Origin of the sequence: Geminicoccus sp. (assembly GCF_036263595.1) — a bacterium.
Taxonomy (GTDB): domain Bacteria; phylum Pseudomonadota; class Alphaproteobacteria; order Geminicoccales; family Geminicoccaceae; genus Geminicoccus.
In genome coordinates this window covers 100,152-125,285 of record NZ_DATAGQ010000093.1, presented here as the reverse complement: position 1 = coordinate 125,285, position 25,134 = coordinate 100,152, and the positions used below count along the sequence as shown (strand labels likewise).

24 protein-coding genes are annotated in these 25,134 nt (G+C 68.2%); 11 read left to right on the top strand and 13 right to left on the bottom strand.

Annotated features, from left to right (window positions below):
* From VHL31_RS08375 to VHL31_RS08360, 4 genes are all read right to left on the bottom strand, one after another.
* The coding region (locus VHL31_RS08375; protein ID WP_329660754.1) for a DUF4398 domain-containing protein at window positions 1-357 on the bottom strand (357 nt) is incomplete at its 3' end.
* A complete protein-coding gene (locus VHL31_RS08370) occupies window positions 357-818 on the bottom strand; it encodes a DUF4398 domain-containing protein (RefSeq protein ID WP_329660753.1) in 462 nt (153 codons plus the stop codon). The genes VHL31_RS08370 and VHL31_RS08375, both read right to left, overlap by 1 nt.
* A 260-nt stretch (window positions 819-1,078) precedes the next feature.
* Window positions 1,079-2,572, bottom strand: a complete 1,494-nt coding sequence (locus VHL31_RS08365; protein WP_329660752.1) for a M20/M25/M40 family metallo-hydrolase — start codon at window positions 2,570-2,572, stop codon at window positions 1,079-1,081.
* A 176-nt stretch (window positions 2,573-2,748) separates the two neighbouring features.
* Window positions 2,749-5,325 carry a PAS domain-containing protein gene (locus tag VHL31_RS08360; protein ID WP_329660751.1) on the bottom strand — a complete coding sequence of 859 codons (2,577 nt, stop codon included), beginning with the start codon at window positions 5,323-5,325 and terminating at the stop codon, window positions 2,749-2,751.
* 246 nt (window positions 5,326-5,571) lie between these two features.
* Between VHL31_RS08360 and VHL31_RS08355 the strand changes: the two genes are divergently transcribed.
* Window positions 5,572-6,321: a hypothetical protein gene (locus VHL31_RS08355; protein WP_329660750.1), complete on the top strand. Its 750-nt coding sequence runs from the start codon at window positions 5,572-5,574 to the stop codon at window positions 6,319-6,321.
* 17 nt (window positions 6,322-6,338) lie between these two features.
* Here VHL31_RS08355 and VHL31_RS08350 read toward each other — a convergent pair whose 3' ends face one another.
* Window positions 6,339-7,292 carry a hypothetical protein gene (locus VHL31_RS08350; RefSeq protein WP_329660749.1) on the bottom strand — a complete coding sequence of 318 codons (954 nt, stop codon included), beginning with the start codon at window positions 7,290-7,292 and terminating at the stop codon, window positions 6,339-6,341.
* A gap of 305 nt (window positions 7,293-7,597) precedes the next feature.
* Here VHL31_RS08350 and VHL31_RS08345 point away from each other — a divergent pair, with 305 nt between their 5' ends.
* Complete coding sequence (locus VHL31_RS08345; protein WP_329660748.1) at window positions 7,598-8,776, top strand: calcium-binding protein; 1,179 nt, start codon at window positions 7,598-7,600, stop codon at window positions 8,774-8,776.
* A 58-nt stretch (window positions 8,777-8,834) separates the two neighbouring features.
* Here the strand turns inward: VHL31_RS08345 and VHL31_RS08340 are convergent, their stop codons facing one another.
* Window positions 8,835-9,257: a helix-turn-helix domain-containing protein gene (locus tag VHL31_RS08340; protein WP_329660747.1), complete on the bottom strand. Its 423-nt coding sequence runs from the start codon at window positions 9,255-9,257 to the stop codon at window positions 8,835-8,837.
* Between the two features lie 67 nt (window positions 9,258-9,324).
* Here VHL31_RS08340 and VHL31_RS08335 point away from each other — a divergent pair, with 67 nt between their 5' ends.
* Window positions 9,325-11,523 carry a heavy metal translocating P-type ATPase gene (locus VHL31_RS08335; protein WP_329660746.1) on the top strand — a complete coding sequence of 733 codons (2,199 nt, stop codon included), beginning with the start codon at window positions 9,325-9,327 and terminating at the stop codon, window positions 11,521-11,523.
* Here the strand turns inward: VHL31_RS08335 and VHL31_RS08330 are convergent.
* Entirely contained in the window at window positions 11,510-11,938 is a 429-nt protein-coding gene (locus VHL31_RS08330) for a TIGR03067 domain-containing protein (protein WP_329660745.1), read from the bottom strand. The two genes, VHL31_RS08335 and VHL31_RS08330, sit on opposite strands and share 14 nt — an antisense overlap.
* A gap of 140 nt (window positions 11,939-12,078) precedes the next feature.
* Here VHL31_RS08330 and ureE point away from each other — a divergent pair, with 140 nt between their 5' ends.
* From ureE to VHL31_RS08300, 6 genes are read left to right on the top strand one after another with little or no spacing between them, the layout of a single operon-like run.
* Complete coding sequence (gene ureE, locus VHL31_RS08325) at window positions 12,079-12,534, top strand: urease accessory protein UreE (RefSeq protein WP_329660744.1); 456 nt, start codon at window positions 12,079-12,081, stop codon at window positions 12,532-12,534.
* The gene (locus VHL31_RS08320; RefSeq protein WP_329660743.1) at window positions 12,521-13,204 is read left to right on the top strand and encodes an urease accessory protein UreF; all 684 of its coding nucleotides are present in this window, start codon (window positions 12,521-12,523) and stop codon (window positions 13,202-13,204) included. The genes ureE and VHL31_RS08320 overlap by 14 nt, the downstream gene beginning before the upstream one ends.
* Window positions 13,205-13,227: 23 nt before the next feature.
* Complete coding sequence (ureB, locus tag VHL31_RS08315) at window positions 13,228-13,923, top strand: urease subunit beta (protein WP_329660742.1); 696 nt, start codon at window positions 13,228-13,230, stop codon at window positions 13,921-13,923.
* A 21-nt stretch (window positions 13,924-13,944) separates the two neighbouring features.
* Complete coding sequence (ureC, locus tag VHL31_RS08310) at window positions 13,945-15,651, top strand: urease subunit alpha (protein WP_329660741.1); 1,707 nt, start codon at window positions 13,945-13,947, stop codon at window positions 15,649-15,651.
* On the top strand, window positions 15,648-16,265 hold the full coding sequence (gene ureG / locus VHL31_RS08305; RefSeq protein WP_329660740.1) for an urease accessory protein UreG: 618 nt from the start codon (window positions 15,648-15,650) through the stop codon (window positions 16,263-16,265). The genes ureC and ureG overlap by 4 nt, the downstream gene beginning before the upstream one ends.
* Window positions 16,262-17,089 carry an urease accessory protein UreD gene (locus tag VHL31_RS08300; RefSeq protein WP_329660739.1) on the top strand — a complete coding sequence of 276 codons (828 nt, stop codon included), beginning with the start codon at window positions 16,262-16,264 and terminating at the stop codon, window positions 17,087-17,089. Before ureG ends, VHL31_RS08300 begins: the two co-directional genes overlap by 4 nt.
* 20 nt (window positions 17,090-17,109) lie before the next feature.
* Here the strand turns inward: VHL31_RS08300 and VHL31_RS08295 are convergent, their stop codons facing one another.
* Window positions 17,110-17,817 (bottom strand): glutathione S-transferase family protein, encoded by a 708-nt coding sequence (locus VHL31_RS08295; RefSeq protein ID WP_329660738.1) that lies wholly within the window; start codon window positions 17,815-17,817, stop codon window positions 17,110-17,112.
* A 113-nt stretch (window positions 17,818-17,930) separates the two neighbouring features.
* Here VHL31_RS08295 and VHL31_RS08290 point away from each other — a divergent pair, with 113 nt between their 5' ends.
* Both VHL31_RS08290 and VHL31_RS08285 read left to right on the top strand, forming a co-directional pair.
* The gene (locus VHL31_RS08290) at window positions 17,931-18,812 is read left to right on the top strand and encodes a LysR substrate-binding domain-containing protein (RefSeq protein WP_329660737.1); all 882 of its coding nucleotides are present in this window, start codon (window positions 17,931-17,933) and stop codon (window positions 18,810-18,812) included.
* 107 nt (window positions 18,813-18,919) lie between these two features.
* Window positions 18,920-19,375, top strand: a complete 456-nt coding sequence (locus VHL31_RS08285) for a GNAT family N-acetyltransferase (RefSeq protein ID WP_329660736.1) — start codon at window positions 18,920-18,922, stop codon at window positions 19,373-19,375.
* Window positions 19,376-19,417: 42 nt separating this feature from the next.
* Here the strand turns inward: VHL31_RS08285 and VHL31_RS08280 are convergent, their stop codons facing one another.
* From VHL31_RS08280 to VHL31_RS08260, 5 genes are all read right to left on the bottom strand, one after another.
* Window positions 19,418-20,284: a universal stress protein gene (locus tag VHL31_RS08280; protein ID WP_329660735.1), complete on the bottom strand. Its 867-nt coding sequence runs from the start codon at window positions 20,282-20,284 to the stop codon at window positions 19,418-19,420.
* A gap of 57 nt (window positions 20,285-20,341) precedes the next feature.
* On the bottom strand, window positions 20,342-21,415 hold the full coding sequence (locus tag VHL31_RS08275) for an NAD(P)-dependent alcohol dehydrogenase (protein ID WP_329660734.1): 1,074 nt from the start codon (window positions 21,413-21,415) through the stop codon (window positions 20,342-20,344).
* Between the two features lie 111 nt (window positions 21,416-21,526).
* On the bottom strand, window positions 21,527-23,983 hold the full coding sequence (locus VHL31_RS08270; protein WP_329660733.1) for a mechanosensitive ion channel family protein: 2,457 nt from the start codon (window positions 23,981-23,983) through the stop codon (window positions 21,527-21,529).
* Between the two features lie 94 nt (window positions 23,984-24,077).
* Window positions 24,078-24,614, bottom strand: a complete 537-nt coding sequence (locus VHL31_RS08265; protein WP_329660732.1) for an SRPBCC family protein — start codon at window positions 24,612-24,614, stop codon at window positions 24,078-24,080.
* Window positions 24,611-24,940: a metalloregulator ArsR/SmtB family transcription factor gene (locus VHL31_RS08260; RefSeq protein ID WP_329660731.1), complete on the bottom strand. Its 330-nt coding sequence runs from the start codon at window positions 24,938-24,940 to the stop codon at window positions 24,611-24,613. The genes VHL31_RS08265 and VHL31_RS08260 overlap by 4 nt, the downstream gene beginning before the upstream one ends.
* Window positions 24,941-25,134: the final 194 nt, after the last annotated feature.

Genomic DNA, 25,134 nt, shown 5'->3' with positions numbered 1-25,134 from the left:
CTGCTCCAGGGTCATGCGGATCGCGCGCTCGCGGGCCTCGCCCGAGCCCTCGATCGCCTGGTTGTCGGCACGCGCGGCGGCCAGCTGCTCGGCCGTCGCGGCGCGCCTGGTCGCGACATAGGCCAGCGTATCCGCCTCCTCGAGGTCCTCCTCCTCGGTGAGCGCGCGCTCGCCCCGGGAGAGCGCCTCCTCGGCGGAATCGAGCTCGGTCCGCGCATAGCTCATGACGTCGGGATTGGCGCGGGCCGCGGACACGGCCGAGCGCGCCTGGTCGAGGGCGGGGCTGTTGGGCGTGCTGCAACCCACAAGGGCCAGCACGCTGCCGGCCAGCAAGGTCGCCATGGTGACGTTACGCATCACTGGATTCCTCCGGTCGCCGGCGGCGCCAAGGGGGTCGTGGACATGGTGGGCGGCACGGTCGTCGTCGTGGTGGCGGCCGGTGGCGTGGTCACGGCCGACCCACCGGGCGCCAGGGCGCCGATGGCGCTCTCCACCTGCTGCCGGTTCCGCTCGGCCACGGCCCGCTGCGACTGCGCCTCGGCATACTGCGCATCGGCGGCAGCCTCCTGGGCCAGCCGGCGTGCCGCCACATAGTCTTCCGCGACGATCGCCTTCTCGGCCTCGGTGAGCTTGTCGCGGGCTTGCTGCAGCTCGAGCGGCGCCTCGCGAGGAGCCTCGGTCGCCTCGGCGCGCTGCAGCGCCATCTTGGCCGTGGCCATGGCATCGTCGGGTGGCGGCGTGCTGGCGCAGGCGCCAAGGAGCAGCAACGCTGCCGCTGCTGCGCTCATCCGCGCAGCGATGCGCGATGTCATCGGCATGGTTGATCTCCATCGTGAGGGGGCATTCATCACCACATCATTTCATCATCGGCCCTCGTCTCGACGGGCAGCCTCGCCCTGGGCGAGAAAGCCTTTCCGTACGATGGCCACCTTTACACATCACGAGTCGAAGCGGCCGAATGGGTCAGGGTTCCACGAAGGCGCCCGAACGACGCGGCCCCGATGGGCCGGTGGCGGCCCACGGGTGATGAAGGCCGGGCCAGCGGACGGCTGCGGGCCCGGCAGGTGCGAGAGCGGGTTCAGTCGCGAACGGACGTCCCGCTGCCCGACATCCCGGCCGAACGCAGGTCCCGCGCGGTCATCGCGAACCGGTAGGTCGTATCGGCGATCGCCTTGCTCAGCACGCGGACCGAGCGCCGATTGATGAAGCGGTTGGTGTCGCAGGCCTTGTGGTAGCAGGCATCCTGGGCCTGGCCGGCGGTGCCGCCATAGCTGGCGGCTTCACGAGGAGTCTTCATGTCGCTGGCACCGCTGAAGAGGCCGCCAATCGGGATGCCGATCTCCATGAACGGGGCGTAGTCGGAGTTGCCGAAGGCCTCGATCGTGGCATGCGGCAGGCGGGCACGCTTGAAGTAGCTGGCCAGGACCTGCTCGACCAGGGCATCGGCCCGGCTCTTCGGGTCGCCTTCCTGGATGTGCCAGACGAAGTTGTGCGACGCGATCATGTCGAAGTTCAGGTAGACCATGATCGCCTTCGCCTGCCCGGGCGTCAGCGTCGCGACATGGTGCTTCGAGCCGTACAGGCCGGCTTCCTCGGCACCCCACCAGGCAAACCGCACGCGGTTCCTCGGGCGGATATCCTGCCTGGCCATCTGGATCGCGAGTTCCAGGATCGCGGCGCTGCCGCTGGCATTGTCGTTGATGCCCGGACCCTCCTCGACCGAATCGAGATGGGCACCGACCATGACCACGCGCCCAGGATCGCCCGAGGATGTCTCGGCCAGGAGGTTGGCTGTCTTGCGTTCCTCCGACCTAGTCGTGACGTCCAGCCGGACCACCGCCCCCTTTTCGGCGAGCGAGGCGAGCTCCCGCCCGAGCGAATAGGTGGTGCCGAGCACGGGCAACGGCGACGGGGCATCCAGGCTGCCCATCAGCAGGTCGGTGCTGCCGGGGCGGCCGTCGTTGAAGATGACGACCGCCTCGTAGCCGGCGGCCCTGGCGTTCGACACCTTGTCGGAAAAGGAACAGGTGCCGCGCTGGATCAGGGCCACGGCCGGCGCCGGGCCCGGTGACGGGAAGTCGGCGGACTCGCAGCCGCTGGTGCTGCCGCCCTTGCCGGGCGGGATCTGCAGGTCGACCGGGACGAGGCGGCCGGACAGGCGACCGGCACCCGAAAACTGGACCGTGGCCACGTCCTTGCCCGGCACGAAGTTCCTGCGCACCGGGGCGGTCAACTGGAAGACGGGCGGGCGACGTTCCTCGAAGAACGGGAAGGTGAAGGTCTGGGTGACGGTCCGGTAACCCGCCTCCTCCAGCTTGCGGCGGACATAGTTCAAGGAGGCGGCGTAGCCGCTGCTGCCCGCTGCACGATGGCTGTCATTGCGGTCGGCGATCCACTGCAGCTCGTTCATGTGCGCGACGACGCGGGGCGTGGTCATCGCAGCCACCAGCGCCGGCGAGTGGGCAGTGAAGCCCGGGACCTCGTGGGATGCCTGGGCCGAGGGAACCGCGAGCCCGATGCAGGCGCCCAGGAAGCCAATGCCGGCCATGGCAGCAGCATAACGCGACGTCATCCGTTTCCTCGCCCGGTGGAAGCTGCCGCCGACCTTCCCGGGGCACGACGCCGAGTATTACTTTCTTTCCGGAAACACGTCATCAGGAAGAAATATCCGATCACCGCTGGGCAGACACGGATAGAGCCCAGGCAGACAGGGCGCCGACAGCGGGACCGACATGCGCGTCTGCTCACTCAGTCCCGTTCCAGGGGAACAGCGATGAAGCAGCTTATCCCGCCCGGGCCCACCTCGTAGCGTGTCACCGCCTGGAGCTGATACGGCAGGGCACGCTCGATCAGCTCGCGCCCGTAACCACGTGCCATGGTGGAGGCGCTGGCGCCAACGGGCATGGGCACGCCGCTTTCCCGCCAGTGCACGTGCAGCCGCGAGCCCGCGTCCGTCGTTCGCTCCACCCGCCAACGGACCTCGAGCCGGCCGGTTGGCATCGAGAGCGCCCCGTACTTCACCGCGTTGGTGGCCAGCTCGTGGATCCCCAGGGCGAAGACCTGCACCATCGCCGAGCGCAGCCGGACGCCGCGCGGACCGTCCAGCACGACCTGGGGGTGGCCACGGTCCGCATCCAGCACGCCCAGACCCCCCAGCTCGGCTGCGATCAGCGCGTCGAAGGTGACCCGCTGCCCCGCCTCGCGCTGGGCCAGGAGGCCCTGAATCCGCGAAAGCGCGCTCAGCCGGTCCTGGAATGGCTGCTTGAACGCGTCGAGGGTGGCAGCGCGCTTGAGGGTGCGGTCCGCGATGGCGGCGACCACCGCGATCAGGTTGCGGGTGCGGTGCTGCAGCTCGCCGACGAGCACCTTCTGCGCCTCCTCCCATGTCCGCCGTTCCGTGACGTCAATCATGACGCCGATCATGCGCACGGCCTCGCCCGCCTCGTCGTAGAAGAAGCGCCCTCGTGCCGAGCACCAGCGGATCGCGCCGTCGGGGTGCAAGGTCCGGAACTCGTGCACATAGTCCTGCCGCGTGACGCGCGCCTGGGCCAGGACTGCTTCCGCTTGGGCGCGATCCTCGGGATGGAGGCGGGCGGTCCATGTTTCGTAGCTGGGCTCGACTTCTCCGATCGCATAGCCCTGGATCACGTAGTGCTCGTCAGACCAGGTCGTCCTGTTCGTCCGGATGTTCCAGTCCCAGGTCGCAAGCCTGCCCACCTCGACAGCCAGCCGCTGCCGCTCCACGCTGTCACGCAGGGCTTCCTCGGCCTTGCGGCGTTCCGTGAGATCAGCGGTGACCACCAGCAGGTTGCCGGGGCGGCCTTCCGCGTCGGGAAGGCGCGTGGCGCTGCTGTTCGCCCAGACCAGCGTGCCGTCCGGTCGCCGGTAACGCTTGTCGAGCCTGGCGCTTCCACCCGTTTGCAGCACCTTGGCGACGAGAGCCATGCTCGGAGCCAGGTCGAGTGGATAAGTGACATCGGCAAGGCCAAGGCGCAGCACCTCCTCGCGCGAGCGTCCCAGGATGCGGCAGATCTCGTCGTTCACCCTGAGGAAGCGTCCGTCCATGCCGATCTCCGACAGGCCGACCGAGGCCCCGGTGAAGATGGCCGCAAGGCGCGCCTCGCTTTCGCGCAACTGCTCCTCGGCCCACCTGCGCGCGGTGATGTCGATGTCCATGCCGACCCACTTGCGGATCGAGCCGTCGGGACCGTGGATCGGCGCCGCCCTGGCGTTCGTCCATCTCCACTCGCCGCCCACCCCGCGCCGCCGGAACTCGGCGTTCAGCGGCTTTCCCGTCGCCACCGCTTCTTGCCATCGCTGCTCCAGCTGCGCCCGGTCGTCACGATGAACGGTCTCCAGCCAGCCATCGCCTGGCGAAGGCTCGGATGGATGTCCGCTGTCGGCAAGCCAGGCTGGGCCGTGTGGGCCGCACTCCCAGACGGCCTGGGCCCAGCCTTCGACGAGGTGCCGAAAGCGCTGCTCGCTCTCCTGCAGTCGCTGCTCTGCCTGCTTTTGCGCCGTGATATCGCCGAACAGCACGGCGACCCGCCCGTCCTGCGGCTCGTCGATCCGAAAGGCATAAACATCGAACCACCGGCCCAACGACCTCGCATGGTCGACGAAGCGGATCGGCTCGCCCGTGCGCGCGACCTTGCCGTAGGTGTCGAGCCAGAATGGCTCGATGTCCGGGACCAACTCGCGGATCGTCCTGCCGAGCGCGTTCCTCATCCCGGTCTGCTGCCCGAAGACGCGGTTGATCTCGACGAAGCGATTATCAACTACGCGCTCCGCGTCGTCGAAGATGAGCTGCAGGATGCAGAAGCCCTGATCGATCGCTTCGACAAGTTTCTGATACTGGATCCGACTGGCCCGCCGCGCTGTCGCCTGTGCCGTGGTTTCCCGGCAGATGCCCAGCACGCCGCCCACGCCTTGGGGCGCGGTCTCGTCGTGGATCGGGCTCAAGCTGCAGTCCCAATCGACGTCGTTCTCGCCCCGGACATGCTGGATCTGGCCGCCCGGCTTGTCCCCGTAGCAGCCGGCACCTCCGCCCGACATCACCTGCTCGATCTGTGTGCCGATGACGGCCCAACTCTCGCCCCAGGTCTCGCGTGCAGATGCCCCCAGCGCCGCCGGATGCCGCCTCGGTCCCAGCGTGTCGCGGTAAGCGTCGTTGTAGATCTGAGTGAGTTCCGGACCCCACAAGATGAACATCGGGTGCCGGCTGTTGAGGAGCAGCAGGACGGCGAACCTGAGGGCCTGTTGCCAGCTCTCCGCGGGCCCAAGCGGGCTTGCCCGCCAGTCATGGTCGCGGATGCGGCCAGCCATCTCTCCGGTACCGTGAACCCAAGCTTTTCCGCTTGTTTCAGTGTACATTTTCTCGGCTTCGCGTTGCTTCCGGTCCACCATTAGTGCATCGGCGGGTCGCGCGGCCACCGCCATGGCAGTTGCTCCCCCGCTACAGGCGCCGCGAAGGGTGCCCATCGCGCTCAGCCATGTCCGGCTGCTGGCGGAGCCTTCCTGCGCCGGGCGGGTTTGTGCCGGTACCGGCCTGTCGTCGCGGGGTCTTCCAACATGCCGATCCATCTCCAGGCGGGCCTCTGGGGGCTTCTCAGCGGCTCGGCCCTCGTGGTGGGCGCGCTCATCGCCTACCTCGCCCACCTGCCGCCCCGGATGGTGGCCGCGGTGATGGCGTTCGGCAGCGGGGTGCTGATCTCGGCCCTGTCGTTCGAGCTGATGGACGAGGCCTACCGCCAGGGCGGCTTCACCCCGACCGCGGCGGGCTTTTTGGCCGGGGCGGTCGTCTATACCGTCGCCAACATCGTGATCTCGCGGCGGGGCGGCCGGCACCGCAAGCGGTCGGGCGGCCAGCAGCAACCGGCGGGTGACGGCAATGGCCTGGCCATCGCGATCGGCGCACTGCTGGACGGCATCCCGGAATCGGTCGTGATCGGGGTGAGCCTGCTGGGCGGGACGGGCGTCAGCATGGTAGCGGTGATCGCAATCTTCCTGTCCAACCTGCCGGAAGGCCTGTCGAGTGCGGCCGGCATGCGCCGGGCAGGACGGTCGCCCATCTATGTGTTCGGGGTGTGGGGCGCCATCGCGCTGGCTTCGGGTGCGGCCGCGCTCATCGGCAACATCGTGCTGGCGGGAACCGATCCGGCCGTGATCGCCGCGACCAATGCGGTCGCCGCGGGTGCCATCCTCGCCATGCTCGCCGACACGATGATCCCCGAGGCGTTCGAGACGACGCACGACTATGCCGGGCTGATCACCGTCGGCGGATTCCTCGCCGCCTTCGCTCTGTCCAAGGCCGGTGGCTGACGGTCGACCCGGGACACTCAGCTCTCCCAGCCATGCGCGCGGCCCAGGGCGATGGCCGCCAGGAGCGGAAACACGACCAGGGCCGTCACACCGGCGATCCGATTGACCCGCCATGCCACCTCCTCTCTGCCGGCTTCCTTGAGATGGAACACGACGAGCGAGACGATGAGCGAGGTCAGGATGCTCGCGAACACGAGGACGGTGAGCTGGTCGACCAGGCCCAGCCGGTTGTCGGATCCCAGCACCGCGTCCAGGCTCGTCCGGTTGCCGACCACGGCGAAGATGGCCCCGCCGGCCATGCCCACCCTGACCCCGAACTGGTCCGTGCGCATGAGGTAGATGAGCATCGATACGAGGAAGGCCATGGTGAAGCCCAGGAACTTGTCGATCACCATGCCCGTACGCTGCCTCGCCACGTCGATGGTGAGGACAATCCTCGAATAGGTGCGCAGCTCCTTGCCGGGGAAGCCGAACTCGGTGTCGTAGCTGACCTGCCCTTCCTCCAGCCGCCAGCCTGTCACGTCCCAGCCGGTGATCGCGACGAGGTCGCCGATGCGGGTGTCCTCGACGTCGGGGACCAGACGTAGCCGGTCGACCGGATCGACCGCCTCGATCACCAGCCGCAATGTCTGCCGGTCGAAGGGGAACCGGTCGAAGGTGAAGTCGTGGTCAACCTGAGCCTGCAGCCTCACCCATTCGTATCGGGTGCCGTCCGGGAGACGATACTGTCGGATCGGCTCGATCTGGCCCTGGCGGGCCGAGACCTCCAGTTGCTTGGTCGGATCGAACTCGTCCAGCCTGTGGACGAACCAGGCATCGGCGCCGATGCGGAAGCTGCCGTCGGCGAAGTCGATGTTCGACAGGGTCGAAACGAACAGGCCGACGCGGACTTCCTGCACCTGGTCCTGGGCCAGCACCGATGCGGGTAGCAGGAGCAGCCACAGCAGGGCCACCACCCGGACAATCCACATGCACCGCGCCTCCCCCGAAGGCGTACGAGAGAAGAAGGCCCAAACGGCAGCGGTCAACGCCGAATCGGAGACCAGACAGCGGGCGACGTCCGAATTGCGTCAGCAGGACGCAGGTCGGCCGGACCTGCAGCGGGGCTGGAGGCGCCTGTTCGTTCCATCCCGCCTGTGTGCTTGATCGACTTCTAACGTTGCTCCGCTGCCACAGGAATGCGAGGCCGCGCGATTGCCGGATCCTTACATGGGCGATAAATTACAAAAAATACATGAAAAATGCAGCTAAGCGCTGCGGCGAAGGACATGTCATCATGGCGATCATCATTGGTACGAGCGGCAATGACGAACTTGCCGGCACGTCTGGCCGAGACACGATCCTCGGAAGGCAGGGGAACGACAGGCTGCTGGGCCTGGGCGACGATGATCATCTGAACGGCGAGGATGGCAACGATCGACTGGACGGTGGGGCCGGCAACGATTCGATGCTCGGCGGCAGCGGCCGAGACATGCTGTTCGGCGGCAAAGGGCAGGACTCCATTTATGGCGGCCTCGATGACGACGCACTCGATGGGGCCGACGGCAATGACCTCCTTCATGGAAACGGGGGGAACGACAACCTGCAGGGCGGGTATGGCGAAGACGTCCTCTACGGGAATGATGGCGACGACCGGATCGAGGACGGGCGGGGCGACGGCTCGATCTACGGCGGCGGTGGCGACGATGTCATCGTCGGCAGCAATGACAGCAACTTGATCTATGGCGGTGCGGGCGACGACGAGATCCGCTTACCTTCGGAAGACTGGGAGATCGACACCGCGCGGTCGAACCAGGTCGATGGCGGGACCGGCAGTGACACGATCGTAGGCGGGCTCGCCAACGACATCTTCCGAGGGGGCGACGGTGATGACTTCGTCAACGGAAGTGCCGGCAACGACCAGATCGCGGGTGGTCAAGGCAACGACATCGTGTTGGGCTCGGAAGGCAACGACTTCGTGATGGGCGGGATCGGCAACGATACGCTCAGGGGCTCGGCGGGCGAGGACTATCTGGAGGGCGGGTCAGGCCGCGACCTGTTCCGGGTCGACTTCCGGTTCTCCAACGGGTTGCAGTATGATCCCGATGGCAAGACGATGCAGCAGGCGGACGACTACATCACCGACTTCACGCGCGGCCAGGACAAGCTGCAGATCACCTATTACGACGAGGGTCCGGAGCATCCCGAGCCAGGCCAGGGGCCCAGCAACAAGACGGTGACCTTCGCGGAGCTGGACACGACCGGGAACGGCATCCTGGATGATGCCGATGCAGGGATCGAGCTGAAGTCGCTGGAATTCGACGGCGTACGCGAGATGTCCTTGGTGATCGACACCACGCAGTTCACCTTCGACGCCCGCTATGAGGTCGCCGGCACGATCACGCTGTTCGGGGTGACCGAGCTTTCGGCCGCTGACATCGACGTCGTGACGCCCATCCCATCGCCCTACGGCTGAGGCGCCATCCTCGGGATCGCCGTTTCGCTGATCTGGAACGAGGCGTCGGCTTCCGCGCTCAATGCCGGTCGTGCGCGCAATGCGCGTGGTCGGCCAGGACCTGGATGACGCGGCAGTCGCAGACCCGGCCATGGCCGCATTCATGAACCATCCGCTGCAGTTCGCCTCGAAGGGCATCGAGCTTCGCGATCCGGCGCTCGATCTCCTGGAGATGGCGAAAGGCGATGCTGTCGGCCTCGTGGCAGGAGCGGTTGGGCTGGGCGGTCAGCGTCAGGAGCTCCCGGATGTCGTCGACCTCGAAGCCGAGCTCGCGGGCATGGCGGACGAAGGCCAGGCGGCGCACGTCCTCATCCCCGTAGCGGCGGCGATTGCCGTCGGTGCGGGGCGGCGACGGCAGCAGGCCGATCTGCTCGTAGAACCGGATGGTCGGGACCTTCACGCCGGTGCGGCGGGCGACCTCCCCGATCGACAGGTCACTCATTTTCCGTTTGCTCCTCTAGTCGCTAGAGGAGTTAGGGTCGCCCCGGCTTCAGTACAAGGAAACCGGCATGGCTGCCGCGACCATCGAAACTCGTTACCGCGTCCAGGGCATGGACTGTGCAGGCTGCGCCCAGAAGTTCGACACGGCCGTGCGCCGGATCGAGGGGGTTGCCGACGTGCGGGTATCCGTCGCGGCAGGCACGTTGACGGTGGGGCACGTGGATGGCGGCTCGATCCGGGCGACGATCGAGCAGCAGGTGACCCGGCTGGGCTACCGGCTCAATCCCGTCGCCGGGGCCGTGGAGGAGCCGGCGGGACCGCATGGGGACCATGCGCACGATCACGACCATGCGCACGCGGATCACGATCACGGGCACGACCATGCCGATCCGTTCGGCGGCGAGACCGTCTGGTGGCGCCAGCCCAAGATCGTGCTGACGGCGGGCTGCGGTCTGGCGCTGGTGGCGGCCTACCTGCTGGGCCACCTCCTGCCGGATGCCCGGGCCTACCTGTTCTTGGCGGCGATGCTGGTCGGCCTCGTACCGATCGCCCGCCGCGCCATCGCCGCGGCTGCGGTGGGTACGCCCTTCTCGATCGAGATGCTGATGACCGTGGCGGCGATCGGGGCCGTGATCATCGGCGCGGCCGAGGAAGGGGCCGCCGTCGTCTTCCTGTTCCTGGTGGGCGAGCTGCTGGAAGGCGTGGCCGCCGGCCGGGCACGGGCGAGCATCCGGGGGCTGAGCGCCCTGGTGCCCAAGGTGGCGCGCGTCGAGGACCCAGGTGGGACGATCCGCGAGATGCCCGTGGAGCGGGTGCCGGTGGGCTCGGTCGTTCAAGTGCGGCCGGGCGACCGGATCGCCGCGGACGGGATCATCCTCTCGGGCAGCAGCGGCATCGACGAGGCGCCGGTGACGGGTGAGAGCATGCCAAGGCAGAAGGAGCCGGGCGGCCAGGTCTTCGCCGGGACGATCAATGGCGAGGCGGTGCTGCGCGTCCAGGTCACCGCGGCCGCCGCCGACAACACGATCGCGCGGATCGTCCGGCGCGTGGAGGAGGCGCAGGAAAGCAAGGCGCCGACGGAGCGGTTCATCAACCGGTTCTCCCGCTGGTACACGCCGGGCGTGGTCGTGGTGGCGGCGCTGGTGGCGGTCCTGCCGCCGCTCTTGGCCGGCGAGAGCTGGGACGCCTGGATCTACAAGGGGCTGGCGATCCTGCTGATCGGCTGCCCCTGCGCGCTGGTGATCTCCACGCCGGCGGCGATCGCGGCGGCCCTGTCGGCAGGTGCCAGGCGCGGGCTGCTGATGAAGGGGGGAGCCGTCCTGGAAGAAGTCGGGCGGATGGACCTGGTGGCGTTCGACAAGACGGGCACGCTGACCGAGGGCAAGCCGAAGGTCACCGACATCGTCGGCTTTGGGCGGAGCGAGACGGACGTGCTGCGGCTGGCCGCAGCCCTGGAGTCCGGCTCCAGCCATCCGCTGGCGGCGGCCATCCTGGAGCGGGCGGGCGGCATGGCCCTGCCATCCGTGGAAGGAGCGCGGGCCCTGGGCGGCAAGGGTGTCATGGGCAGCGTCGGCGGGGTCGGGCTGTTCTTCGGCTCGGCACGGATGGCGGCCGAGATCATGCCGCTGGACGGGCCGGTGGCGCGCCAGGTCCAGGCACTGACCGAAGAGGGCAAGACGGTGTCCGTGCTGCTCGCCGGCACGACGCCGGTCGGGGCGATCGCGTTCAGGGACGAGCCGCGGATGGATGCCAAGGCCGGTCTTGCGGCCCTCGGGCAAGCGGGTGTTCGGGCGATCATGCTCACCGGCGACAACCAGCGCACGGCCGAGGCGATCGGCCGGGAGCTCGGGGTCGAGGTGCGGGCGGAGCTCCTGCCGGAGGACAAGCAGCGGATCGTGGGCGAGCTGCAGGCGGCCGGTCAGCGGGTGGCGCAGGTGGGCGACGGCATCAACGACGCGCCTGCCCTGGCCGCGGCGGATGTCGGCATCGCCATGGGCGGCGGCACCGACGTGGCGCTGGAGACGGCGGACGCGGCGGTGCTGCACGGCCGGGTCGGCGATGTCGCGGCGATGATCCGCCTGTCGCGTGCGGCCATGGCCAATATCCGCCAGAACATCACGATCGCCCTGGGGCTGAAGGCGGTCTTCCTGGTCACCACGGTGATCGGGGTGACGGGCCTGTGGCCGGCGATCCTGGCGGATACGGGAGCGACGGTGCTGGTGACGGCGAACGCGATGCGGCTGGGATGGCGGCCTAGCGCCGGGTAAAGGTGATCATCACGCGGCCGGAGCCGGGCGACGTCGTGAAATCTCCGGGGCGGCCGTTGTTGGGATCGGCGGCATCGTCGCAGATGACGAGGCGATCGGCGTTCAGCTCGTAGATGCCTTCCCAGCTGGTGCCGACCAACCGGCCGGCCTCGTGCTGGAAGTCGATGGCCGGCGGCTCGGCGACAGGGTCGAGGGCATAGGTGCCGGCGTAGACGACAGCACCCCTGGAAACGATGGCGAACCGGTTGCCTTCGAAGATCAGCTCGTGGCCGACCAGGTCCTCGGCCAGCATGCCCTCCCGCTCTGCTTTGACAGCGATCCAGCTGCCGGCCACTTCGTTCTCCTGCGCCAGGGCGCCCAAAGCCGGCGCCAGCGCGGCTGCGAGGAACAGGATCGGCAGGACCAGGCGGCGCATCGACGAGCCTCCTTCGATGACCGGAACCACGGCGTCACCACGTGCAACTGCGCGTTCCGGCGGCACGGGTCAACGGTCGTTGATGAGCTGTCGGATCAAGGTTAAGCCAGGACGCCCTCCCAGCATGGAACCAGGCCAAGATGAGCGATGCGCTGTGCCGGATCGAGCGGATCGTCGGCAGCCGGGCCGATGCAGCCCTGGCGCATCGGCTGCACCATCTCGCGCATGACGGGCGGCTGGAAACGCTGTCGGTGGCGATGGCCGACTTGCCGCGGCGGCGCTTTCGGGCGGTGACCGATCGCGGCACGGAGTGCGCGCTGGCCCTTCCCCGCGACACCGAGCTGTTCGACGGGGCGGTGCTGCTGCTGGAGGACGACCGGGCAATTGTAGTGAAGGTCGGCGAGCAGCGCTGGCTCAGGCTGCGGCCGGCACCGGGCTTCGCGCTGGAGCTGGGCTATCTCGCGGGCAACCTGCACTGGCGGGTGCGGTTCGAGGACGGGCTCTTGCTGGTCGCCGTGGACGTGCCGGCAGAGCGCTACCTGGCCCGGATCGAGGAGCATCTGACGGCTGGGCGGGTGTCGCTTGTCGACGGGTGAGGCTGTGGCACTGCTGGCAGCGCTGCAGCACGGCGACAGCCAGTTCCCGAGCGGCGGCTTCGCGTTCTCCTGGGGCCTGGAAGGACTGGCGGCGGACGGGCTGGTCGGGCGGCGGGACCTCCAGCGCTTCATCGAGGGACAGTTCCGGCATCGCTGGGTCAGCTTCGAGCGGGTGGTGATCGCCCGGGCACACGAGCTGGCGGACGACCCGGCACGGCTGGCCGAACTGGACGAGTGGGTGGATGCCGCAACGCCGGCAGCCAGCGCGCGCGAAGGCTCGCAGCGGGCCGGACGGGCGCTCCTGGGCGTGCATGTGCGCCTCGGTACGCCGGGTGCTTACGCTTTTCGGGAGCGGGTGCTGGCCGGACAGGCGCATGGGCATGCGTCGGTGGTCCAGGGCATGGTGCTGGCCGGGACGGGGCTGGCGCGCCTGGATGCGCTGGGGGTGGCGGCCTATGCGGCAGCAGCCTCGTTCTGCACCGCGGCGGTCAGGCTGGGACTGGCCAGCCACCTGGACGGGCAGCAGGCGCTGACCGAGCTTAGGCCGGTCATCGCCGAGCTTCTGGCACAAGCCTTGCCTGACCTGAACGGTATCACGTCGTTCACGCCGGCGGCCGAGATCGCGATGATGCGGCATGCCTTGCAGGATCTGCGGCTCTTCTCGAACTAAAGCGTGGGAGGCTTTCGCCGTTGATGAACCTGACACCCACCGAGATGGAGCGGCTGTGGATCTTCACGGCCGCGGAGTTCGCGAGACGCCACCGGGTGCGCGGGATCAGGCTGTCGCATCCGGAGGCGGTGGCGCTGATCGCGGACGAGATGCTGCTCGCGGCGCGGGCAGGCATGGCATACGAGGCGATCGTGGACATGGCCGGGCAGATGCTCACGACTGATGACGTGATGCCGGGCGTGGCGGCGATGATCGACCTCGTGTCGGTGGAGGCCGACTTCGAGGAAGGCACCAAGATGGTGATCGTGTTCCGCCCGATCGGGCCCGGCCAGCAGGCGGTCGAGGAGCACCGGGTGGCGGGGGAGATCATCACGCCGGACGAGGACATCGAGGTCAATGCGGGGCGGCGCAAGGTCACGGTCGAGGTGGTGAATACTGGCGACCGGGACATCCAGGTCCGGAGCCACGCGCATTTCTTCGAGACCAACCGGGCGCTCGAGTTCGACCGGGCGGCCGCGTTCGGCATGCGGCTGGACGTGCCGTCGGGCCAGGGAGTCAGGTTCGAGCCGGGTCTGACGAAGAAGGTCGAGCTGGTGGCGCTGGGAGGAGAAGGCCTGGTGCTCGGGCAGGCCGGACTCGTCAATGGTGCGACCCGGACGGAGGACTCCAAGCAGGCCGCCCTCGCCCTCGCTCGCGCCCAAGGCTATCGCGGCGCCTGACGCCGGAAAGGAACATGTCCCATGGCCGTCCTCAGCCGCCGCCACTATGCCGAGATCTACGGGCCGACCACCGGCGACATGGTGCGGCTCGGCGACACCGAGCTGCTTGCCGAGATCGAGAAGGACTACACCGTCTATGGCGAGGAGCTGACGACCGGTGCCGGCAAGTCGATGCGTGACGGCGAAGGGTTCCAGACCACCGGAACCTATGCTTCCGGGGCACTCGATACGATCGTCCAGAACTGCACGATCATCGACGCCATCCAGGGGATCGTGAAGGCGGACATCGGCATCCGTGACGGCCGGATCGTGGGCATCGGCAAGGCCGGCAACCCGGACGTGATGGACGGGGTCGACCCGGCGCTCCGCTGCGGGCCGAACACGACCGTGATCCACGGCGACATGTTCATCTGCACGGCAGGGGCCATCGAGGCGCATGCGCATTTTCTCTCCCCCCAGCAATGGGAACACGCGCTGGCGGGCGGCTGCACCACCATGATCGGCATGTCGCCCGGGCCGCATTTCGACACGAGCTGTGCGGGTCCGAACGTGGTCGGCCAGATCATCCAGGCCTGCGAAGCCTTTCCCCTGAATTTCGCCTTCCTTGGGCGGGGCTGCTCGGACCCGGGGGCGGTCGAGGAATCGGTGGCGGGCGGTTGCCTGGGCGTGAAGATCCACGAGGACCTGGGTGCGCAGCCGGCGGTGATCGACGGCAGCCTGATCGCGGCTGATCGCAATGACTTCCAGGTCAACCTCCATACCGACACGATCAACGAGTACGGCTTTTGCGAGGACACGCTGCGCTCGATCGGCGGGCGGACGATCCACATGTACCACGTGGAAGGTGCCGGCGGCGGGCACGCGCCGGACCTTCTGATCGTGAACAGCCATCCCAACGTGCTGCCGTCCTCGACCAACCCGACCAATCCCTTCACGGCCTACGCGCTGAACGAGGGGCTGCCGATGACCATGCTGGCGCACATGATGAACTGGCGCCTGCCGGAGGACCTGGCCTTCGCCGAGTCGCGGGTGCGGGCGCAGAGCATGGCGGCCGAAGACTTCCTCCACGACATGGGCGCCATCTCGATCTTCGCGACCGACACGCAGGGCATGGGCAGGCTTGCCGAGAACGTCGCGAAATGCTGGCAGCTTGCCAGCGTGATGAAGGAGCGGGTGGGGCGGCTGCCGGAAGAAACGACGGCGAAGGCCGACAACGAGCGGATCAAGCGCTACGTCGCGAAATACACGATCAATCCGGCGATCGCGTCGGGCATGGACGAGCATGTGGGCTCGATCGAGCCCGGCAAGATGGCGGATCTCGTCCTCTGGCCGCGCGCCTCGTTCGGCGCCAAGCCCTGGATGGTGATCAAGAGCGGCTTCATCGTCTGGTCGGCCATGGGCGACGGCAATGCCAGCCAGATCGATTCCGAGCCGATCGTGCAGCGGCCGATGTGGGGCTCGTTCGGGCGCTCGCCGCTCAATCTCGGCGTGACCTTCGTGTCGAAGCTCGCGATCGAGGCGGACACTCAGAGGAAACTGGGCGTGGAGAAGGCCTTCGTGCCGATCAAAAATCTGCGCAAGCTCGGCAAGAAGGACATGATCCTCAACGACGCCATGCCCAAGATCGAGGTGGACCCACAGACCTTCGAGGTCCGGGCGGATGGAAAGCTCCTGATGTGCGAGCCGGCGAAGAAGGTGCCGCTCAACCGGCGCTACATGCTGCGATGAGCAAGGGCGCAGCACGGGTCGGGATCGGCGGGCCGGTCGGCTCCGGCAAGACGGCGCTGCTGGAGGCGCTGATCCCTCGCCTCCTCAAGCGCGGCGTCGACTTGGCCGTGATCACCAACGACCTCGTCACCCACGAGGATGCGGAAAGGCTCAGGCGGGCGGACCTGCTCGATCCCGCACGGATCCTGGCGGTGGAGGCGGGTGCCTGCCCCCACACGGTGATCCGCGAGGACCCGACGCTCAACATGGAGGCGGCGGACAGCCTGGACCGGGCGTATCCTGGCCTGGAGCTGATCCTGATCGAGAGCGGCGGGGATAATCTCGCCTCGACCTTCTCGCTGGATCTCGTCGACTACTGGCTGTTCGTGATCGACGTGGCCGGCGGCGACGACATCCCCAGGAAGAAGGGTCCGGGCATCCTTCAGTGTGACCTGCTGGTGATCAACAAGGTCGACCTGCATCCATATGTCGGCGTGAACCTGGAGCGGATGCTGGCGGAGGCCAAACAGGTGCGTGGCGGCAAGCCGATCCTGTGCACCAACTGCCGCCGCGGCGACGGGGTGGACCAGGTGGCCGACGCGATCTGCCACGCGGTGCTGTTCCAGGACGCATGACGGTCGAACCTACGCTGGACCTTGCCTTCCGGGCAGCGCCGGATGGCACGACCGTGCTGGCGCGAAGGCGGGTGCGGCATCCGTTCTCGGTGCAGGCGGCGATGCGCGACGTGCGGGGACGGCCGAACTGTGCGCGGGTGTTCGTCCAGTCGGCTTCGGGCGGGATCTTTGCGGACGAGACGATCGGGCAGCGGGTCGTCGTGCAGGACGGGGCGGAGCTGAGGGTGGAGATGCCGGCCGCGACCGTCGTGCATGCGATGCGGGACGGGTCGTCCAGCCGCCAGCGCATCGAGCTGCGGGCCGGTGCTGGCGGCCTGCTCGAGTACCTGCCGCGGCCGCTGATCCTGTTCCCCTCGAGCCGGCTGGCGCAGATCGTGGAGGTCGAGGCGGCCGATGATGCACGGCTGCTGATCGGCGACGGCTTCATGATGCACGACCCGCAATCTGGCGGCGGGGCATTCGACCGCTTCGACAGCCGCCTCGTGGTACGACGGCCGGACGGCGCGCTGGTGCTGGACGATCGGTCCTTTGCTACTGGCCTGGCGATGCGGGCGCAGGCGCCGGGGCTGAGCGGCCGGCACGGGGCACTCGGCAGCCTCCTGATGATCGCACCGCAGACCGAGGCATCGGCGCCGGCGCATGTGAGGGAGCTGCACGCGCTGCTGGAGGGCATGGCGGGCCTTCATGCGGGCGCCACCGCGCTGCGAACACAGGCGGGCCTGCTGGTGCGCATCCTGGCGGTGGATGGCGGGACGCTTGCCCAGGCGCAGGCCCTGGTCGCGCAACGGATGCGGGACATGCTCTGGCGGCGCGCGGACGGCTGACCGACCGGCAGGCCTTCCTGTCACGCCTCGTGTCCGACCAGCCGCAAGGCATCATCGAGACCGACATGGCCGGCAAAACCGCCGCCACCTTGCGCCCGCTCCCCGTGCTCGATCGCTTGGGCGAAGCGGACGGCCGGGTCTTCCTGGAGACGGCGGAACAGACGATCGAGGCCGGGAAATTGGCGGCGGTCGATGGCGTCGTGGACCTCGGCCCAGCGGGCGATCCCGATGAAATAGGCGTCGGCCAGGGTGCGCTCGTCGCCGAGCAGCCACTCACGGCCGCGCAGCATGGCTTCCAGGTCGGCATGGGCCTTGGCGACCTTCTCGCGGCCATAGCGGGTCAGGACGTCCTTTTCGATACCCTCCGCACCGTGCTCCAGCGCATGCCAAAGCGGCGAGAAGGCATTGAAGAAGGAGGTATTCAGGAAGGCCAGCATCGCGTTGAGACGGTCGAACCCGCGGCTGCCCTGGGGGTAGGCCAGCCCCTTGTCGATGCCGAGGACGCCCAGATGGTTGAGGATCGCCATGCTCTCGGCCAGGAGCTGGCCCGCCGAGGTAAGGAGAGCCGGAGTCTCACCCACCGGGTTGATCGCCCGGAAGACCTCACCCGAGACCTGCTCCGGCATGCGGATGCGGCAGAGGCGATACGGCACACCCAGCCATTCGAGCGCCACGATCGATCCGAACGAGCAGCCCTCGGGCACGCCGTAGAAGAGGACGGGTTGCATGGCTTGGTCCCTTGCAGCGTTCAGTCACTGCGTTTCGTCTATTCCCGAGGACATTGACCCGTCAGACGGCAAGACGGAGACTTTTCGTCCACAACGGTGGACGATGGAACTGGATGCTGAACCTGAACGACCTCCATCTCTTCGTGCAGGCGGTGGACTGCGGAGGCTTTGCGCAAGCTGGCCGGCGGCTGAGCATGCCGAAATCCACCATTAGCAAGCGAGTCGGCGAACTGGAGGCAAGGCTCGGCACGCGGCTGATCCACCGGACCTCGCGCAGCTTCAAGCTGAGCGAGCTGGGACGTGACTTCTACGAGCATGCACAGGCGGCGCTCATCGAAGCCGAGGCCGCGGAAAGCGTAGTGCGCCGCCAGCTTGCCGAGCCGAGCGGCACGGTCAGGATCACGGCATCCGTGCCGGTGGCACAGTTCCAGCTGGCCGCGCATCTGCCAGCGCTGGCACAGGCCTATCCCGGCATGAGCCTCGTGGTGCACGCGACCGACCGCTTCGTCGACCTCATCCAGGAGGGCTTCGACATCGCGGTGCGCAGCCACTTCGGGCTCTTGCCGGACTCGGGCCTGATCCAGCGGCGCGCGAGCGCCGATCCGGTCGTGGTGGTGGCGGCTCCCTCCTACCTGGACCAGCGCGGCGCGCCGGGGCGGCCCGAGGACATCGCCAGGCATGACGGGCTCCTGACGGCGCCGGCGGCGACGGTGTGGCGGCTGCGCGCCGATGGTGGCCAGGAAGTCCAGGTCGCCCCGCGTGCCAGGATGGTGGCGGACGAGTCGGTGCTGCTGCTGGAGGCTGCCGCAGCGGGCCTCGGCCTCGCCTGCCTGCCGTCTGGCATCTGCCGTGCCGAAGTCGAGCGCGGAAGGCTGGTATCGGTGCTGCCCGGGTGGACCGCCGGTGCGGTCACGACTACCATCCTCATGCCGCCGCGCCGGGGCCAGCTGCCAGGCGTGCGGGCCGTCGCCAGCTTTCTTGCCGAGCGGCTGTGAAACGGAAGCGGGATGGAAGCCGGCCTGCTGCTGTGCCGTTCGGGCGCGTGACCCCGCTATCGGGCATCGCTACGGATCGCTACGGGATGACCAGCAGAAGGTAGAGCATGCTCGAATTCCGGCACGCGACCGAGTTCGACCTCCCGGCGATCGTGGCGATGCTCGCGGACGATGAGTTCGGGCGCGAGCGTGAGCGCTACAAGGAGCCGCTTCCGCGCGCCTATCATGAGGCGTTCCGGGCCATTCAGCGGCAGGAAGGGAACTCCGTCATCGTGGCGCTGGAGGAAGGCGTCATCGTGGGTTGCCTCCAGCTCACCCTGATCCCCCGGCTTGGCCGTGGCGGCGCGCTCCGAGCCCTGATCGAAGGCGTGCGGGTCCACCGGAGCCGGCGCGGCCGCGGGATCGGCCAGGCGATCATGCACGAGGCGATCGGCCGCGCGCGGGAAGCCGGATGCCGGCTGGTCCAGCTGACGACGGACAAGCGGCGCGGCGATGCGCACCGCTTCTACGCCCGGCTGGGGTTCGTCGCGAGCCACGTGGGCATGAAGCTGGACATCAGCTAGGGACTGCCGCTTCCCCGGCCGGGGAAGCGGCTCGCCGTTCCGTCAATGCGCGAGCAGGACCGGCATCTTCGCGTGGCGGAGCACGTGGCTGGTGACGCCACCCAGCAGGAGCTGGTGCACGTGGCCATGGGTGTAGGCACCCATCACGAGCAGGCCGGCGCCACGTGCTTCCGCCTCCCATAGCAAGTCGGCACCGGTGCCGTCCTGGACTCCCTCGGCGGCGATCGGTTCTGCCTGGATGCCGTGCCAGGCAAGATAGCCGGCCAGCTCGTCGGCCCTGGCTGCCTGCCGGGCTTCGTCCGCGGTGAAGATGCCGACGGGACCGCTCGCGACGCGCAGCAACGGCAGGGCCAGCTTCACGGCAAGGGCGGCTTCCGCGCTGCCGTTCCAGGCGATCACCGGGCGGTGGAGCAGGCTGTGCACGGGCTGGGCGGACGGGACCATCAGGACGGCGCGGCGCGTCTCGAACACCGCAGTCTCCAGCGCAGTCTGCGACGACAGCGCATTCTCCTCGTTCGGCTGTGCGATGACGAGCAGGTCGGCCAGACGCCCGAGCCTGGCGATCGCCGTCGCCTCGCGTTCCGCCAGGACCGACCAGGCCGCCGTCACGCCCGGCGCATCGGGCGGCTTGGTCCCGACCGCAAGGTTCGCGCTCGCCCGCCACTCCTCGAAGTGCTCATGGGCCCGCTTCAGGCTCTCGCCCGCCGTACGCTTGAGCGTGTCCGCCAGGAGCGCAAGATCATCGACCGGCCCGTAGCCGGTGATCAGCGGCAGGTCGCGTGTGTCGAACCTGACATGGACGGCGTCCACGTGTGCGCCGAACTCCAGTGCCACCTCGAGGGCTGCCTTGAGGACCGGACGGTCACCTGGGGTCCCGTCCAGCCGGGCGAGAATCCGTTGAATGCTCATCGTCACCTCCAGAGCGCGAACCCGTCCTTCATCAAGCCATCCGCGATGTCCAGCCGGTCAAGGCGTGATCGCGACCTTCAGGACACCGTCGCGCTGATGAGCGAACAGATCATAGGCTGCCTCGATCTCGTCCAGCCGGAAGCGGTGGGTGACCATCGGCTTCAGGTCGACGCGGCCGGATTCTATCACCGCCATCAGGCGGCGCATGCGTTCTTTTCCGCCGGGGCAGAGCGAGGTGATGATCTTGTGGTCGCCGAGACCGGCCGCGAAGGCGCCGAGCGGGATGGTCAGGTCGCCCGAATAGACCCCCAGGCTCGACAGCGTTCCCCCTGGCCGGAGCACCCGCAGGCATGCCTCGAAAGTTTCCTGGCGGCCCAGCGCCTCGATCGCGACATCCACGCCGCGCCCGCCGGTGATCCGCATGATCTCCTCGACCGGGTCGACCCTGCTGGCGTCGACCACATGGTCGGCGCCCATGCGGCTGGCCACCGCCAGCCGGTCCGACAGGAAGTCGACGCCGATCACCTTGGTCGCGCCCGAGAGCTTGGCGCCGGCGGTGGCGCACAGCCCGATCGGGCCCTGCGCGAACACGGCCACCATGTCGCCGATCCGGATCCGGCCGCTTTCCGCCCCGCTGAAGCCGGTCGACATGATGTCCGGGCACATCAGCACCTGCTCGTCCGACAGGCCGTCCGGCACCGGCGCCAGGTTGACCATGGCATCGGGCACCCGGACATATTCCGCTTGGCAGCCGTCGATCGTGTTGCCGAAGCGCCAGCCGCCCATCGCCTTCCAGCCATGCGGCGTGCCGGCACCGTCCTGCGAGTGCATGCCGCACAGGCAGGCATGGCTGTGGCCGGACGGCGTGATCGCACCGGCGATCACGCGCTGACCCTCGCGATAGCCTTCCACGGCGGAACCCAGCTTCTCGATGATCCCGACCGGCTCGTGGCCGATCGTCAGGCCCTTCGCGACCGGATACTCCCCTTTCAGGATGTGGACGTCGGTGCCGCAGATCGTGGTGGTGGTGATCCGCACGAGTGCATCGAGCGGCCCGATCTCCGGAACCGGCTTCTTGTCCAGCACGATCCGGCCAGGCTCCACGAAGATCGCCGCCTTCATCTTTGCCATGTCGCTTCCCCGTTGCACCGGTCCTGCCGGTCGTCTTCTGCAGGCAGACTACGCCGGAAGATCGACAATGCATTGACCTGGATCAATGGCCGGCGATTGCCCTGTCCCCGCTCAAGCGGCCGATGGCAGCCTGTCCGGCAATTCCAGGTTGCGGTGGGCCAGCTCGATCCCGAGTTCGTCCAGGCGCTGCTTCAGGCGGCGGTTCAACTCGCGGCCGACGCCCCACTGCTCCAGCGGCCGGGTGCGGATGGCCCCCTTGAGCACGATGCCTTCGGGCATGAACGCGTCCACCCCCCACACGTCCAGCGGCAGGAGGATCAGGTGGGCGAACTGTGGGTCGTGGACGAGGCTCGCCCCCACCTCCCGCATCGCATCCAGGGCCTTTTGCACATTGGCGTGATGGTCGATCGTGACCGTGAGCGTGTAGACGCCGAAGTCGCGCGAGCGGTTCTTCAGCGCCTTGATCGACGAGAACGGGATCGAGTGCAGGGCGCCCTCGCCGTCACGGATGCGCACCGTGCGGATGGTCAGGGCCTCGACCACGCCCGCCCGGTCGCCCGTGTCGATCACGTCGCCGATCGCAATCGTGTCCTCCAGCAGGATGAACAGGCCGGTGATGACGTCCTGGACCAGCTGCTGCGAGCCGAAGCCGATGGCCAGACCGACGACACCGGCACCAGCGAGCAGCGGGGCGACGTTCACGCCCAGATTGGCCAGTACCGCGATGGCGGTCAGTACCGAGATCGTCACGAACGCGAAGTTGCGCAGCAGCGGCAGCAGGGTCTTCACGCGGTTGGATTGCGGTCGCGGCCGGCCATAATGGTCGACCGGCGTGAGCGCATGGTCGATCCAGCTGTCCAGGATGATCCAGGTCGCCCAGGAGGCGAGCAGGGCCCCGGCGATGGCGCTGAAGGAGCGCAGGATGGTGAGACCCGGCTCGGTCCTGAACCAGCCGGCGAAGTCCATGCCCCACAGGCGCAGGCAGAGCAGCAGCACAGCGATGATGATGGCGGCCTGCGCGACGATCGCCACAAGGCGGACCACCCTGCTCATGATGGCACCCCGGGTGGAGGTGCGGCGCAGCTTCAGGCGCTCGCCCGCTCGGCTGGCATGGGTCCTGATCCACGCAGCCAGCGTGCTGCCGGCGATCAAGAACACGACCGACACGCAGGCCTGCAGGACGAAGCCCTGGCTGCTGGTGCCGAACAGGCGGGCTACCACGTTCAGGACGATGAAGACGATCGCCAGCACGTGCCAGCGCTTGCCCAGCCGGATCAGCGCCGTCTCGAACGGCCCGTATTTTCCTTCGACCTCGCGGCTGAGCTTGCCCTTCACGAGCAGGCCTCGCACCGCGAACCGGTGTTTGAGCACGAACAGGAGAGCGACGAAGTTGAAGAGCAGGTCCACCAGGAAGGAGGCGACGTCGGCCGTGGCGATGCCGACCAGGCTTCGAAGCACCGGGTTGCGCAGCACGACGCTCACCATCGCGATGAACACGAGCCGGGTGATCCATGGCGTCAGGCGCTTTTGCGCGTAGCCCACCAGCCGCCAGCCGCGCGAGGACCCCAGGAACTCCAGGAGGTGATGGAACAGCCGGCTGCCCAGCAGCGCAAACCAGAAGGGTACGGCCAGCAGGGCAAAGGCCTCGCCAGCGAATGGCGACATGCCGGCGAGCGAGGGCCATGCGACGAGGATGACCGCCGATGCGACGAGCGGGATCAGGCCGAACAGGGTCCGGACCGCCACGTCGCGCAGCAGGGCCAGACCGCGGCTGCGCCGATGCACTTTCGTGCGCGCCCGCAGCCATGGCAGGGTCCACAAGCCATAGCCGACCAGGAAGGCGATGGCCCAGCCCGCCGCCGCCTTGATCCCGAAGGTCCGAAGCTCCAGCCAGTTGTTCTGGTCGGTCAGCCGGGATCCGATCTGCTGGGTGGCGAGGTCGAGCTTCTGCTCGATCGGTGCGCCCAGCGCTGCCTGCGGCAGGCGCTCGCCGACATCGCCGATCCAGGAGGTCACGGCTCCCATCAGCCCGCCTTCGGTCAGGATGACCTGCTCGTCAGGTGCAGGCGCTGCTTCCGCCGGTGCCGGCTTGGCGGGTGCAGGTTCCGGCGCCGGCGTCGGTACCGGGGCCACAGCGGGCGGCGCGGCCCGGTCCACCTCCCCGGTCGGTGGCGCGTCCTGGGCGGACGCCGGCTGCTCGGGCGGCACCGCACCGGCCGCAGGCGACCGCTGGCCGTTCTCGGCCGTGACCGACAGGGATGCGCGCAGGCTCTCCAGTTCCGCGATCATGGCCGAGCGGCTGCGCTCGTCCTTGAGGAGACGCAGCGTGTTGTCGATGGACCCTATGTCGACCGGGGGAACGCTCTGAACCTCTGGCGCGGCAGGCGCCGTCTGCGCGGACGGCTGGGCCTGCGCGATGAGCAGGAGGGCCAGGGCGAGCAGCAACGGTCGGAACAGCATGGGCGGCGAAAATCCTCTGCCGGCGGTCAGGCCCCGCAGGAGCCCGGTTCGGAAGGGGGACATCGCCTCGATCATACGGGCGGGCTCCCCCAGCGGACGTGCGGCCATGCGTTCATTCAAGCATGGCGCCGCGACGTCAACTAGGCGAGCCTGCATGCGCCGACGAGTGGTCGGAGCATTACGATTCGGATTGGAACAGCGTTCAGGCCGCGGCCAGCCGGTGCTCGTAGTCGGCCTCGGCCTGGGCGTAGGTGGCCCAGAACGGCCGCGGGGGACGGCCTTCCAGCCGGTCGGCGAGGATGCCCAGATGGGTATGCCAGCCGCCGGCGACGCCGACCTTCGTGGCTTGGCTGCCCAGGCGGCGATGGGTCAGGACGAGCTGGACGAGTTCGTCCTTCGGCGAGAGCTCGAAGGTCACCTCGGAGTCCCTGCCGCTGCCCTCCTCCCATGTGTAGCTGAGCGCGTATGGCGGTTCACAGCGCGTCACATGGCCGTAGGTCGTGATGCCCTCGTGGGCGGCGAACTTCTCGGGAGGCTCCTCCTGGCAGCCCGACAGATCGGAATTGTGCCAGGTCAGCTCGACCTTGCCATCCTTGCGGAGCTCCATGGGGCCGCCTGCCAGCCAAGTCGCACGCTTCTCCGACTGGGTGAGATAGTCCCAGATCCGCTCGATCGGGCCGGGGAGCAGGCGCTCGAAACGCACGGTACCGGAATCGACGACGATGCCGTGATCGCTCATGACGTCTTCCTCTGTTGGTCTTTTGCCGCCGCTTCCCGGAGTCCCCGCTCCAGGCCGTCGAGGCTTTCGCTCCAGAACCTCCTGACCTTCCCGAGCCAGCCGTCGATCTCGCGCAGCCCCTCGGGATCCAGCCGGTAGATCCGGCGCTGCCCCTCGACCCGCATCACGACGAGACCGGCCTCGCGCAGGACCTTCAGATGCTGCGAGATGGCGGGCGCGCTCAGCGCGAACCGCTCGGTGATCTCACCCGCGGCACGCTCGCCCTGGCTGAGAAGCTCGACGATCTGCCGCCTGGTCGGGTCGGCCAATGCAGTCAGGCTGTTCATGTGCCGATGTTTCGTTTTCTGCTTAATTAAGTCAACAACGAAATGATGCTGCCCTGCCGTCGTCACGAATCTGTCGCGAGCTGGGCGGCGGGCTTGACACAGACCCCGCCGGCTCCTGAAATCGATGGCTGAAATCAGATCCCTTCACGCAACGCTCCCTCTGCCGTCCAGAGGCAGCAAAAAGCATGAGCCTG

Excerpts from the sequence above, each read along its gene's own strand:
- VHL31_RS08270 (WP_329660733.1), bottom strand. The coding sequence starts at position 23,983 with ATGGCCGCACGTCCGCTGGGGGAGCCCGCCCGTATGATCGAGGCGATG.
- ureE (WP_329660744.1), top strand. The coding sequence starts at position 12,079 with ATGAGCGATGCGCTGTGCCGGATCGAGCGGATCGTCGGCAGCCGGGCC.
- ureC (WP_329660741.1), top strand. The coding sequence starts at position 13,945 with ATGGCCGTCCTCAGCCGCCGCCACTATGCCGAGATCTACGGGCCGACC.
- VHL31_RS08330 (WP_329660745.1), bottom strand. The coding sequence starts at position 11,938 with ATGCGCCGCCTGGTCCTGCCGATCCTGTTCCTCGCAGCCGCGCTGGCG.
- VHL31_RS08300 (WP_329660739.1), top strand. The coding sequence starts at position 16,262 with ATGACGGTCGAACCTACGCTGGACCTTGCCTTCCGGGCAGCGCCGGAT.
- VHL31_RS08295 (WP_329660738.1), bottom strand. The coding sequence starts at position 17,817 with ATGCAACCCGTCCTCTTCTACGGCGTGCCCGAGGGCTGCTCGTTCGGA.
- VHL31_RS08290 (WP_329660737.1), top strand. The coding sequence starts at position 17,931 with ATGCTGAACCTGAACGACCTCCATCTCTTCGTGCAGGCGGTGGACTGC.
- VHL31_RS08350 (WP_329660749.1), bottom strand. The coding sequence starts at position 7,292 with ATGTGGATTGTCCGGGTGGTGGCCCTGCTGTGGCTGCTCCTGCTACCC.
- VHL31_RS08335 (WP_329660746.1), top strand. The coding sequence starts at position 9,325 with ATGGCTGCCGCGACCATCGAAACTCGTTACCGCGTCCAGGGCATGGAC.
- VHL31_RS08370 (WP_329660753.1), bottom strand. The coding sequence starts at position 818 with ATGCCGATGACATCGCGCATCGCTGCGCGGATGAGCGCAGCAGCGGCA.
- ureB (WP_329660742.1), top strand. The coding sequence starts at position 13,228 with ATGAACCTGACACCCACCGAGATGGAGCGGCTGTGGATCTTCACGGCC.
- VHL31_RS08280 (WP_329660735.1), bottom strand. The coding sequence starts at position 20,284 with ATGAGCATTCAACGGATTCTCGCCCGGCTGGACGGGACCCCAGGTGAC.
- VHL31_RS08355 (WP_329660750.1), top strand. The coding sequence starts at position 5,572 with ATGCCGATCCATCTCCAGGCGGGCCTCTGGGGGCTTCTCAGCGGCTCG.
- VHL31_RS08285 (WP_329660736.1), top strand. The coding sequence starts at position 18,920 with ATGCTCGAATTCCGGCACGCGACCGAGTTCGACCTCCCGGCGATCGTG.
- VHL31_RS08275 (WP_329660734.1), bottom strand. The coding sequence starts at position 21,415 with ATGGCAAAGATGAAGGCGGCGATCTTCGTGGAGCCTGGCCGGATCGTG.
- VHL31_RS08340 (WP_329660747.1), bottom strand. The coding sequence starts at position 9,257 with ATGAGTGACCTGTCGATCGGGGAGGTCGCCCGCCGCACCGGCGTGAAG.
- VHL31_RS08260 (WP_329660731.1), bottom strand. The coding sequence starts at position 24,940 with ATGAACAGCCTGACTGCATTGGCCGACCCGACCAGGCGGCAGATCGTC.
- VHL31_RS08265 (WP_329660732.1), bottom strand. The coding sequence starts at position 24,614 with ATGAGCGATCACGGCATCGTCGTCGATTCCGGTACCGTGCGTTTCGAG.
- VHL31_RS08345 (WP_329660748.1), top strand. The coding sequence starts at position 7,598 with ATGGCGATCATCATTGGTACGAGCGGCAATGACGAACTTGCCGGCACG.
- VHL31_RS08365 (WP_329660752.1), bottom strand. The coding sequence starts at position 2,572 with ATGACGTCGCGTTATGCTGCTGCCATGGCCGGCATTGGCTTCCTGGGC.
- ureG (WP_329660740.1), top strand. The coding sequence starts at position 15,648 with ATGAGCAAGGGCGCAGCACGGGTCGGGATCGGCGGGCCGGTCGGCTCC.
- VHL31_RS08360 (WP_329660751.1), bottom strand. The coding sequence starts at position 5,325 with ATGGCTGGCCGCATCCGCGACCATGACTGGCGGGCAAGCCCGCTTGGG.